The 10,809-nt window shown below is 40.0% G+C and carries 10 protein-coding genes, 2 tRNA genes and 1 pseudogene; all 13 read left to right on the top strand.

Features of this window, described 5'->3' with window-relative positions:
* Nucleotides 1-168 precede the first annotated feature (168 nt).
* Nucleotides 169-654 (top strand): hypothetical protein, encoded by a 486-nt coding sequence (locus QZR70_RS07065; protein ID WP_295794091.1) that lies wholly within the window; start codon nt 169-171, stop codon nt 652-654.
* 207 nt (nt 655-861) lie between these two features.
* A complete protein-coding gene (sdaAB, locus tag QZR70_RS07060; protein WP_005385446.1) occupies nt 862-1,524 on the top strand; it encodes an L-serine ammonia-lyase, iron-sulfur-dependent subunit beta in 663 nt (220 codons plus the stop codon).
* Between the two features lie 11 nt (nt 1,525-1,535).
* The gene (gene sdaAA, locus QZR70_RS07055) at nt 1,536-2,408 is read left to right on the top strand and encodes an L-serine ammonia-lyase, iron-sulfur-dependent, subunit alpha (RefSeq protein WP_005385447.1); all 873 of its coding nucleotides are present in this window, start codon (nt 1,536-1,538) and stop codon (nt 2,406-2,408) included.
* 68 nt (nt 2,409-2,476) lie between these two features.
* Nucleotides 2,477-3,895, top strand: a complete 1,419-nt coding sequence (locus QZR70_RS07050; protein WP_295794089.1) for a CCA tRNA nucleotidyltransferase — start codon at nt 2,477-2,479, stop codon at nt 3,893-3,895.
* Nucleotides 3,895-5,862 carry a penicillin-binding transpeptidase domain-containing protein gene (locus QZR70_RS07045; RefSeq protein ID WP_295794087.1) on the top strand — a complete coding sequence of 656 codons (1,968 nt, stop codon included), beginning with the start codon at nt 3,895-3,897 and terminating at the stop codon, nt 5,860-5,862. The genes QZR70_RS07050 and QZR70_RS07045 overlap by 1 nt, the downstream gene beginning before the upstream one ends.
* Before the next feature lie 118 nt (nt 5,863-5,980).
* Nucleotides 5,981-6,808: a bifunctional 5,10-methylenetetrahydrofolate dehydrogenase/5,10-methenyltetrahydrofolate cyclohydrolase gene (locus tag QZR70_RS07040; protein WP_060924355.1), complete on the top strand. Its 828-nt coding sequence runs from the start codon at nt 5,981-5,983 to the stop codon at nt 6,806-6,808.
* Nucleotides 6,801-7,142 (top strand): hydrogenase maturation nickel metallochaperone HypA, encoded by a 342-nt coding sequence (gene hypA / locus QZR70_RS07035; protein WP_005385455.1) that lies wholly within the window; start codon nt 6,801-6,803, stop codon nt 7,140-7,142. Before QZR70_RS07040 ends, hypA begins: the two co-directional genes overlap by 8 nt.
* A gap of 14 nt (nt 7,143-7,156) precedes the next feature.
* On the top strand, nt 7,157-7,810 hold the full coding sequence (hypB, locus tag QZR70_RS07030) for a hydrogenase nickel incorporation protein HypB (RefSeq protein ID WP_005385456.1): 654 nt from the start codon (nt 7,157-7,159) through the stop codon (nt 7,808-7,810).
* Nucleotides 7,807-9,216 (top strand): hypothetical protein, encoded by a 1,410-nt coding sequence (locus QZR70_RS07025; RefSeq protein ID WP_005385458.1) that lies wholly within the window; start codon nt 7,807-7,809, stop codon nt 9,214-9,216. The genes hypB and QZR70_RS07025 overlap by 4 nt, the downstream gene beginning before the upstream one ends.
* A gap of 28 nt (nt 9,217-9,244) precedes the next feature.
* On the top strand, nt 9,245-9,709 hold the full coding sequence (gene brxF / locus QZR70_RS07020; protein WP_005385460.1) for a BREX-3 system P-loop-containing protein BrxF: 465 nt from the start codon (nt 9,245-9,247) through the stop codon (nt 9,707-9,709).
* Between the two features lie 76 nt (nt 9,710-9,785).
* Nucleotides 9,786-10,435: pseudogene (locus QZR70_RS07015) on the top strand (undecaprenyl-diphosphate phosphatase).
* A gap of 185 nt (nt 10,436-10,620) precedes the next feature.
* Nucleotides 10,621-10,696, top strand: a tRNA-Thr gene (locus tag QZR70_RS07010).
* 10 nt (nt 10,697-10,706) lie between these two features.
* Nucleotides 10,707-10,791 (top strand) — tRNA-Tyr (locus QZR70_RS07005).
* Nucleotides 10,792-10,809 lie beyond the last annotated feature (18 nt).

The raw sequence follows: 10,809 nt of genomic DNA, 5'->3' as shown, positions 1-10,809 counted from the left end.
TGACGCACCTAGGGTTATGCTCTAGGTGTGTTTTTTACTATTTGGTAAAAGCTATTTGTAAAACGTTAGTAGAAAATAAGTCCCATCAATATACTATTTCCCATGATAGCTTTTACAAAAATAGTATGCTGAGGGGAAGATTGCTAATAGATGAGTGCTTCATATATAATGATTGGTAACAATATTTATTTCTTTTTACGTAATGAGTTGCAGTTTAATGGGGGTGTAGCAGTGTTAGGTATTTCACTGTTTTTAATGTTTTTATATTGCCTCTATTTTATAAAGCATCCTTATTTTGAGCTAAAGAAAGTTAAGGTTAAACAATCTAAAGTAATGCTTTATACAGAGGTCGGGAATGGTATTTTTGTTTTTATTCTTTTAAATATAGCATATTATGCAGATGTACCATATTATCGGATTGTTGCAACTATAGGATTGAGCATGACAACGTTCTTATTTTGTCTAGTAGAATTGTGGCTAAGAAGAGGGGCTATTATTCAAGATTCAGCTTTGGATGAGGAAACAAAGGGTGTACTTATGAAAAAGGCAAAATGGGATTTTTATACTGTTCTCCCCATAATAATTTGCTTCATACTCATGTTTATTTTTAATATCATAGCTGATATTAATTCTTTGAGGGATGGGACCTATTAGTTGAAAGAGTAAATATAGAAATGTATTTTGTATTTTCTTAAAAAATCGAGATGTTAGAGACACTTAATGTATCTTGAATAAGTTTTTGTCCATTTGGAATATACAAAAATGCCTCTAATGTGCATATGGACATGGTTGAATATTGATTGTTATACTATAGGTAAAGTAAGATTTTTTCACATTGTCTATGTGTATATAGAGGCGTGTATGAATAGTATTTTTGATATTATAGGGCCTGTTATGATTGGCCCGTCTAGTTCGCATACAGCTGGTGCTGCGCGGCTAGGTAAGATGGCGCGGTGTATTTTCCGTTCCACACCTAAAAAGGTAGATTTAACCTTATATGGATCTTTTGCGAAGACCTATAAAGGTCATGGTACAGACCGTGCTTTGATTGGCGGTTTATTGGGGTTCAAAGAGGATGATACGAATATTCGTGTTGCTCATAAATTAGCTGAGAAAGAGGGGATGGAGTACAACTTTATTGAGTCTCCTCTCGATGTAGGCCATCCTAATGTAGTTCGTTTTGATATGTACGATGAACATAATCGCCATATGACTGTTATTGGTCGTTCTCTTGGTGGTGGTCAAATTATGATTACCGAAGTAGATGGCAATGATATGTCTATTACTGGCGATGAGTTTACCCTTGTCGTATTTCATGAGGATAGACCTGGTGCCATTTCTCTTGTGAGCCAAGCATTGAGTGAGTCCGATATTAATATTGCTACCATGCGTGTATTCCGTAAGGGTAAGCACAAGGATGCAGTGATGGTCATTACTACCGATACAGTAGTAAATCCTATTACCGTTCAGTTTATGCGCGAGTGTCCAGGCATTCAAGATGTGATGACCTTTGAAGCGTTATAGGAGGGCGAATGATGAGTTATGCATACGATACAATTGCAGATATTATTCGCTTAGCTGAGGAAAATAACATTTCCTTTGGTGAAGTAGTACTGCGTTATGAATTAGAAAATTATGACCGCAGTGAAGAAGCGGTTATTCGTGAAATAGAGCATCGTTTAGACATCTTTGAAGGTTCTATTCAAGATGGTATAGACTATGCAGAAAAAACAGCGTCTGGTATGTCCGGTGGCCAGGCAGCACAGCTTAATGGACAAACACCAAGATTTATGAGTGATATTGCGTACAAAGCTATGACCTATGCTATTGCTGTTAATGAAGCAAATGCAAAGATGTTCCGCATTGTTGCGTGCCCTACGGCTGGATCTTGTGGTGTTATGCCTGGTGCGGTGAAAGCAGTAGCGGACCATTACAAGCTAGATAGAGCAACTATGGTAAAGGGCTTCTTGGCTGCCTCTGGCATTGGCAATGTCGTAGCGAATCGCGCTTGTGTGGCCGGTGCCGTTGGCGGTTGCCAAGCAGAAATTGGTACGGCCGCTTGTATGGCTGCCGGTGCTATTGTAGAAATGATGGGTGGTACGCCTCGTCAAGTAGGACATGCTATCGCATTGTGCATGAAAAACTTATTGGGCCTTGCCTGTGATCCAGTAGCAGGGCTTGTAGAGGTACCGTGCGTTAAACGTAATGGTTTCTATGCAGTTCATGCCATTACTGCATCTGAATTGGCTTTGATGAATATTGAAAGTCAAATTCCACCAGATGAAGTTATTGAAGCAATGAATAATATCGGTCGCGCTATGCCAGCAGCATTGCGTGAAACAAGTGATGGCGGCCTTGCGGTAACACCGACGGGTACAGCTATTGCAGAACGAGTGCAATCCTTATAGGATTGCACTTTTTTCATGCTTTCATTTGTAGTAAAATAAAGGTTAGACTAGTTCAGAAAGGAGTGTGCATGATGGAACAAGCCAATCGAATATTGACTGTATTAGAAGAAGCAGGTTATGAAGCCTATATCATTGGCGGAGCAGTGCGTGATATTTTGATGCATCAAAAGCCTCATGACTTTGATATTGTGACGTCTGCACGCCCTGATACGGTAATTGAAGTCCTACGCGGTCAAGATATTCAAACGACAGACTTAGTAGGAAAATCTTTTGGTGTAGTAGTAGCTACACTAGAAGGAAAGCAATATGAAATTGCAACGTATCGCACTGAACGATATGGAGCGGATAGTCATCGACCAGAAGAAATCGCTTATGCCGATACCTTGGAGGAAGACGTGTTGCGTCGCGACTTTACGGTCAATGGCATGGCGATGAATCGTTTTGGTGAGGTCATAGACCTAGTAGGGGGACGTCGAGATATCAAGCATAAGACATTGCGAACCATTGGCAATGCACAGCAACGCTTCGAAGAAGACGCATTGCGATTATTTAGAGCATGCCGCTTTGTGGCAAAGCTAGATTTCTTACCTACCGAAGACTTATTAGAAGCTATGCCAAAGGCCTTTCATCGTGTACCTGGATTATCTCTCGAACGAGTTCGCAGTGAACTGGACCGATTGATGCTTGCACCCGCTGTAGCTAAGGGCCTTGATGTATTAGTACAATCTCGCTTGGCCGAGTGCTCTTGTCGCGTTGTAGAAAATGGCGTGGCTCGTGAAGTGCCTATTTTACCAGAGCTATACCATCTTGTGAATTTACCACAAGAAAAAGACTTTCACGAATTTGATGGTTGGTATCATACATTAGCCGTTGTATCTCATACAGAACCAGATTTAACATTACGTTGGGGTGCACTGTTACACGATGTAGCAAAGGGGATGCCTACGGTGCGTGCTGTGGTGAATGGTCGCCTCACAGATCGTGGTCATGATACATTAGGGGCTGAAATGACAGAAACATTACTTACTCGTTTAGGTTACCCTAAGAGTTTTGTGCGCCGTGTAGCTTGGATTGTAAAAAATCATATGCGCTTTCACTATTTTGTACAAAATGGGGAAGCTAATGAGAAGAAGTGGATCCGTAAAGAGGCTCGCAGCGGTGAGTTTCGAGATAGTCAAATTATGCGAATTGCATGGGAACAATTATCTAAGGTTTGTGCTGCCGATGTATTAGGCTGTGGGAAGCCTTATGCATCGACGGATGGCACCTTAGCCTTTGGTGAATGTATGGCAGATCTTAGCCTAGAGATGCCTATCCATACAAAGGATTTAAATTATGACGAACGAGTTATTAAGCTTGCAGGGAAAAAAGTGGGGGAAGGATTGCAGTATTTATTAGGTCAGGTTCAAAATGGGGTGATTCCCAATGAACCAGATGCATTATATGATGCATTAGACCATAAGTTACGCCGTCCAGTGGAGAAATGATGAAGTTATTAAATAAAGCGTTATTACGCATGAGTGATTGGAGTCGCACTACGTGGTGCCTTGCCATACTCATGACCGTTGCCTTCGTCCTTATCGGGCGTTTAGCACAGTTACAGGTCTTTGATACCTTTGACCTAGAGAAGAAAAACTTATTACAAGTTCAAGTAGATAGAAAATTACAATCGCCGCGCGGTACAATCTATGACCGTAATGGCAAGCCTTTGGCGATGAGTGTAGTTACAAAATCTTTATATGCGGATCCGAAGATGATTAAACAGTCTCCTCAAGAGATTGCGGATCTCATCTCACCGTACGTAACGATGTCAAAAGAGAATATTGTGAAAGCTTTGCAAGAGGATACCGCCTTTGTCTGGTTGAATCGTATGATGGATGCAGACAAATCAAAAGGGGTACAACAAGTTATTAAGGATAATAATATTGCAGGCCTTAATTTCGTTGAAGAATCTAAGCGCTATTATCCAAATGGTGTCTTAGCGGCACAAGTATTAGGCTTTGTCGGTACTGATGATAAAGGCCTTGATGGGCTAGAAATGGTTCTTGATGACGAATTAAAGGGGGGCGTACAACAAGAAATTGTAGCTACTGATAATAAAGGGAATGCCATCTTTGGTTCCGTACTATCTAAATTTTTACCAGATAAGGGTAAAAGTGTAACCTTAACCATCGATGCAACAATTCAATTTATTGCAGAACGCGCTCTTGATAAGGCGATGGTTGATACAGGAGCTAAGCATGCCAGCGTTATCGTTATGGATCCAAAGAACGGTGAAATATTAGCGATGGCCAATCGTCCAAGTTATGATCCTAATAACTACAACCAAAGTGGTGAAGAGGCTTTCAAAAATATTGCGGTTACCAATTTATATGAACCAGGCTCTACATTCAAACCTATCATTGCATCTGCAGCTCTTGCAGCAGGCAAATGGAAGTTAGACACTGTGTATAACGATAAAGGGGCCTTCGCTGCCAATGGACATATCATTAGAAACTGGAATGGTGAGGGATATGGTCCTGTTCGTTTGCTAGATATTTTGAAGTACTCTATTAATACTGGTATGGCTGAAATTGGTACATTAACAGGCGCAGATATTCTCTCGAAATATGTACGTGATTATGGCTTTGGTTCTGAAACAGGTATTGAATTGCCTGGTGAAGGAGCAGGTATTTTGTATAATCCAGAGGATATGAGTAAGCTAGACGTTGCGACTATGTCCATCGGTCAAGGTATTGCGGTTACACCATTACAAATGGTTCGCGCCTTTGGTGCACTTTCTAATGGTGGGGCTATGATGAAACCACATATCATCAAGTCTTATAGTAACTCTCAAGGCGATGTTACAAGTACGACTGAAACATCTGTTGTGGGACAACCAGTTCCGGCGGAAACCGCTAAAACCATTGTAGATATTCTAGAAAAAGAAGTATCCGAAGGTGGCGGTACAAAAGCGATGGTAGAAGGTTATCACTTCGGCGGTAAAACTGGTACGGCGCAAAAACTAGATACCAAACATGGCGGTTATCTCGACGGACAATACATTGCGTCCTTTATTGGCTTTGGCCCTGTAGAGGATCCAAAATTTGTAGTTCTTGTCGTTATTGATGACCCACAAAAGGGTTCTTTTTATGGTAGTCAAATTGCAGCCCCTGTATTTAAGGACATCGTATCTCAACTTGTACGGTATTACCAAATGAGTCCGTATGTTAAAGAAAGTACACCAGTAGCTGTTAAAGCTGCTAATACATTACCTGAACCAAAACCGGGAAGTGATGGTTCTGTTACATTGCCTAACTTTACTGGTTTTACCTATGGTGAAGTGCGTGATTGGTTACATAAGGCGGGACTTGCCTTTAAACCGGATGGAACTGGTACGGCTACATCTCAAGATGAAAGTAGCGGTACAACTGTTCAGGCTGGTATAGCAATTACTGTTCATTTCCGTAGATAAAACGAATTCGGTCATAATTAGAAATTATAGACAGTTCGTTATATAATAGAATAAGAGACTTAGGTGCCTCTCCGGAGGCACCTTATTTTATAGATAGTTTGAATGAATGGAGATACTTATGATCGAATTACGCGGTAAAGCAGTAGCAGACGCTCACAAGGCGATTTTACAAGAAAAAGTTGCAGCAGTTGGCGACTCTGTAATTACTATGGCAGTATTACTCGTTGGTGAAGACCACGGTGCTCATATGTACGCTACATTTATGGAAAAGACAGCCAAGAACTTTGGCTATGGCTTTGTGTTAAAACAATTACCTGAAACGGCTACACAGGATGAAGTAGTTACAGCATTGCAAGAATTAAATAATGATGCGGCTGTTCATGGGATTTTACCGTTAATGCCGATGCCTAAACACATTGATACAGAGGCTCTTATCGATATGCTAGATCCTAAAAAAGATATCGATGGTCTAACTACGTATAATATTGGTCTTGTAACTGCCGGTAAAGGTGGCTTTGCCCCTTGTACTGCCAAGGCGTGCATGGCGATTTTAAACCACTATGATATTCCTGTAGAGGGTAAACATGTGGTAGTAATCGGTCGTAGCCAAGTGATTGGTAAGCCGGTAGCTCTTATGACACTTGGTGCACATGGTACGGTTACAATGTGCCATTCCAGAACCCCTGATTTGGCAGAACAAGTAAAACGTGGCGATATCGTTATTGCTGCAGCGGGTCGTGCTCATATGATTACAGCAGATATGATTAAGCCAGGTGCTGTTGTTATCGATGTAGGCATTAATGAACTAGAAGGTAAGACGGTAGGCGATGTTGATTATGAAGCGGTAAAAGATATTGCGTCTGCAATTACTCCAGTGCCTGGTGGTGTAGGCTCTGTAACGACTACTATGATGCTTGAAGCTGTATATGAGGCATACCATGCATGAGATGTCTATAGCAGAAGGTATACTTGATGTAGCCCTCGATACATTGCGCCAACACGATGCATCTGTGATTCATTCCGTTCAACTCGATTTGGGCCTTATGAGTGGAGTAGAGCCAGATTCTCTCCTATTTTGCTGGGAAGCCGTTACAAAGGGGACTGCAGCAGAAGGTTCGCGTATAGAAATTAATACGATTCCTATTGAAGGAAAGTGCTTGGATTGTGATAAAACATTTCCTGTAGAAAATTATAAGTTTATCTGTCCCTATTGTGACAGTCATTTCGTACAAACCATTGGTGGCCGCGAACTACAAGTGACCTCCATGGATATCGATTGATAGAAAGGTTAGGCATGCAAGTTCAAGTTAAAACTAATGTATTGGCAAAAAATGATGCCATTGCAGAGTCCTTACAACAGTTGTTTAAGGAAAAAAATATTTTTGTATTTAATCTATTAGGTTCTCCAGGGGCTGGTAAAACATCTCTATTGGAGGCAACTTTACATGATTTGAAAAAAGATTACCGCCTTGCTGTTATTGAAGGTGATTTATTTACTGCTAAGGATGCGGAACGGATTCATGAATTAGGCGTTCCTGTTATTCAAATCAATACAGTGGGAGGTTGCCATCTTGATGCACAAATGATTCAAGATGCACTAGGTGATTTAAATCTTGATGAACTCGATATGATCATTATCGAGAATGTAGGTAACCTTGTATGCCCTGCAGAATTTGAGATTGGTGAAAGCATGAAGGTAACTGTATTATCTGTTACTGAAGGTGAAGATAAGCCTCTTAAATACCCATTAATCTTTAAAGAGTCAAAGGCTATTCTCATTAATAAGATAGATTTATTGCCTTATGTACCATTTAAAAAAGACAAGGCAATACAAGATATACGTAATTTGAATCCAACAGGAGAGATTTTTGAAGTAAGTTGCACGGCCCATAATGGGTTAGAGCCATGGTTGACATGGTTGCGTGCGCAATTGGAGAGTAATCGATGAATCATTCTATTAAGAGCCGTATCGTAGCGGCACTTTTAGTTGGCCTATCTGCTACAACGGTAGGGTATGCGGCAGAACCGGCTATTTCCACAGTGAAACCGACGGCTGTAGAAGCTACAGAGGATACAAATGATGCGGCAGCTACTGCTGCACCTGTAGAAACGGTGGAACCTGATGCGGCTAATTCTGTTGCGTATATAGATAATGCACCGATTAAAGCCGTTAAAATTGATACAAAAATAAAGAAGGAAAACACAAAAACAGGTTGGTTGGCCGAACAAATGGCAGTTACCGAGTTTGGTGATTCCATACAATTTTGGCAAGCAGCTAGCGAAAATGAAGGATCCTTGCCTAGTGTAACGCAAAATAATTTGGCGGATATCGGCAAGTCCTATACGGCTAATAATTTACCAACCATAGGGTCTGAAGATGATTATGCCATTGATGGGTACCGCTTAGGTGATCAGTTTGTAGCACCTAAAGATGTAGAAAAAACGGTAGTGCGTGATAACTTTACGACGTACTATATGAAAGATTTGGAGGTAACCGTATATACGGGACCTACTCAAGAACGATTGATAAACAATCAATTGCGAGGTCAAGGGGCTACCTATTTCTTTGAGCCAAATACTATTACTAATATTCATAGTACGAAAAAAGGCGCCCGTACTGTACGCGATATAGGTGTGGGTAGTACGCGCATGGAATTGGTATTTGCTTATGGCAGTCCTAATGCGATGTGGCGTGACTTGAAAAATGAAAGCTATATTTTCCTTTATGAAGGTCATTCCGAAAATTCATTGTCTCGAAAAAAGGACTTTAACGGCTCGATAGAGAATACAAATAATAATAGCCAACAACAATCTATGTTAGGACAACAGAAAGAATATATTGCTTTCACCATCAAACAAAGCAATGTAGAAGCTGTTGATATGATTAGTGGTCAAGTATGGCCAAGATTTGGATTACCTAAAGCTCCAGTATATGATTTCGAAGCTGGTAAGTTGACTGCTGATGATTTTGTATTGCGTGGCTATAAATTGAATGATCATTTTGTTAATGACCCCAATAATGATTGGAAACATCAAGGTATGTTGTTTGGTTCCACCTTTATTGGATATAACGAATATGGTGTAAGTGTTGATAAAAAAAATCTTATCAATCGCGTATTGTTAAACATTTACACACCTACCCGTCGTGGCATCGCGATGGGCGATACTAAGTATCTATTGCTCTTTGTGTATGGTATGCCAACTCGTATTGTTGAATCTACAACAAATGCGGGCACGTCTACCGTATATGAATATAAAAATCCAGCGGCAAGCGATTCATATTTACAGTTTGCCCTAGATGATAAAAACCAATATATCAAATCCGTTATGTTATCTGACCGTCCAGTTAAGTAGGATTGGTCACAGCGAGGAGGCAAGGGATATGGTTACTGTTCAAGATGTAAGAGAACGTTGGGAAAAAATTCAAGGTGATGATGAACGCATATTGTTTATCGTTGGTGGTCCTGGTTCTGGTAAAAGTTTGCTAATTCGTGAATTGTCTGAGCAAAAAGGTTGGAAGTACTTAGAAGCAAAACAACTTATTGAAGAAGAATTTTTGTTAGTGCCTCGTGATGAAAGACCACAACTGGCAGAAGAAGTAATTCGCCGTGCATTAAGTCGTAGTGATACAGAAGTGGTGCTCATCGATGGTATTAATGTGTTGTTTGCACCGATTTTAAATTTAAATCCTCTTGAACTATTAAAGACTATTAGTAAAACATATCCGATTGTTGTAGGTTGGCGTGGTCATCTCGAAGGTGATCAATTATACTTAGAACACAATAATGATCCAAAACATGCGGTTGTAACAGTTACAAAACCTGAACGTGTTATGGTTATTGATTAATTAAAGCTATATTGATTACTGAGGGCATTATATATTGCCATGAGTTATGACCACATATATAAAGGTAGGTGATATCATGGAACAATATATAATTGCCCTCATTTTGGGTATTATAGAAGGTATAACCGAATGCATTCCTGTATCTAGTACAGGTCATATGATTATTATTGGGCATATGCTTAATTTTGAAGGCGCTCATGCCGATGTATTTGAAGTGTTTATTCAAATTGGCGCCATTCTTGCTATATATACACATTATAGACGGACATTTAATAGCTTTTTAAAACGGAAGAATTGGATTAAAACTCGTGGCGTATCTCTATTACATATTGGGGCAGGTGTGCTACCTGTATTAACAGCGGGCTATCTTTTACTATATATTATTAAAGGGTATCTATTTGGGCCAATTCCTGTCATAGTAGGCCTTGTGCGACCATTGCGGGAGGCATGTTGATTGGATGTACGCGTAGAGCTGCCGCTGATTTTTCTTTTATTATGGCTGTACCTGTTATGATCATTGTTTGTGTATATGATTTGTTACGGGTAATTCATTTACTAAATCTAAATGATATTATTATGTTTGCCATTGGCACATTAGTATCGTATATAGTAGGGTATATTACTGTAAAAGTATTTTTATGGTATTTAAATCGCTCTTCATTATCCTCCTTTGGATATTATAGAATTATTGTTGCTATACTAGCGATTATCTATCTTTATCTATGATTGCCGATGAGGAAAAAATGAAGTTTAAAAAGTTTAGAAAAAATACTTGCATAGGGTATCGTTTCATGTTATTATGATTAAGCACTAAGGGATACCGCAGTGAACAAGAAAAACTTCAAAAAAGTTTTTAAAAAGTTCTTGACACTTAGTGAGGCAGATGATAAAATACATCTTGTCGTAATGATGCTGGCGTAGCTCAATTGGTAGAGCAGCTGACTTGTAATCAGCAGGTTGTGGGTTCAATTCCTATCGCCAGCTCCATTTTATTTATGGAGGGATTCCCGAGCGGCCAAAGGGAGCAGACTGTAAATCTGCCGTCTTCGACTTCGAAGGTTCGAATCCTTCTCCCTCCACCATTTATAGCGGGGTGGAGC

Origin of the sequence: uncultured Veillonella sp. (assembly GCF_900545205.1) — a bacterium.
In the GTDB taxonomy this organism is placed as follows: Bacteria; Bacillota; Negativicutes; order Veillonellales; family Veillonellaceae; genus Veillonella.
The sequence above is the reverse complement of the archived record's forward strand: the minus strand, read 5'-3'. Positions and strand labels throughout refer to the sequence as shown.

Coding starts and splice junctions, on each gene's coding strand:
- sdaAB (WP_005385446.1), top strand. CDS start 862: ATGAATAGTATTTTTGATATTATAGGGCCTGTTATGATTGGCCCGTCT.
- QZR70_RS07065 (WP_295794091.1), top strand. CDS start 169: ATGATTGGTAACAATATTTATTTCTTTTTACGTAATGAGTTGCAGTTT.
- sdaAA (WP_005385447.1), top strand. CDS start 1,536: ATGAGTTATGCATACGATACAATTGCAGATATTATTCGCTTAGCTGAG.
- QZR70_RS07045 (WP_295794087.1), top strand. CDS start 3,895: ATGAAGTTATTAAATAAAGCGTTATTACGCATGAGTGATTGGAGTCGC.
- hypA (WP_005385455.1), top strand. CDS start 6,801: ATGCATGAGATGTCTATAGCAGAAGGTATACTTGATGTAGCCCTCGAT.
- QZR70_RS07050 (WP_295794089.1), top strand. CDS start 2,477: ATGATGGAACAAGCCAATCGAATATTGACTGTATTAGAAGAAGCAGGT.
- QZR70_RS07025 (WP_005385458.1), top strand. CDS start 7,807: ATGAATCATTCTATTAAGAGCCGTATCGTAGCGGCACTTTTAGTTGGC.
- brxF (WP_005385460.1), top strand. CDS start 9,245: ATGGTTACTGTTCAAGATGTAAGAGAACGTTGGGAAAAAATTCAAGGT.
- QZR70_RS07040 (WP_060924355.1), top strand. CDS start 5,981: ATGATCGAATTACGCGGTAAAGCAGTAGCAGACGCTCACAAGGCGATT.
- hypB (WP_005385456.1), top strand. CDS start 7,157: ATGCAAGTTCAAGTTAAAACTAATGTATTGGCAAAAAATGATGCCATT.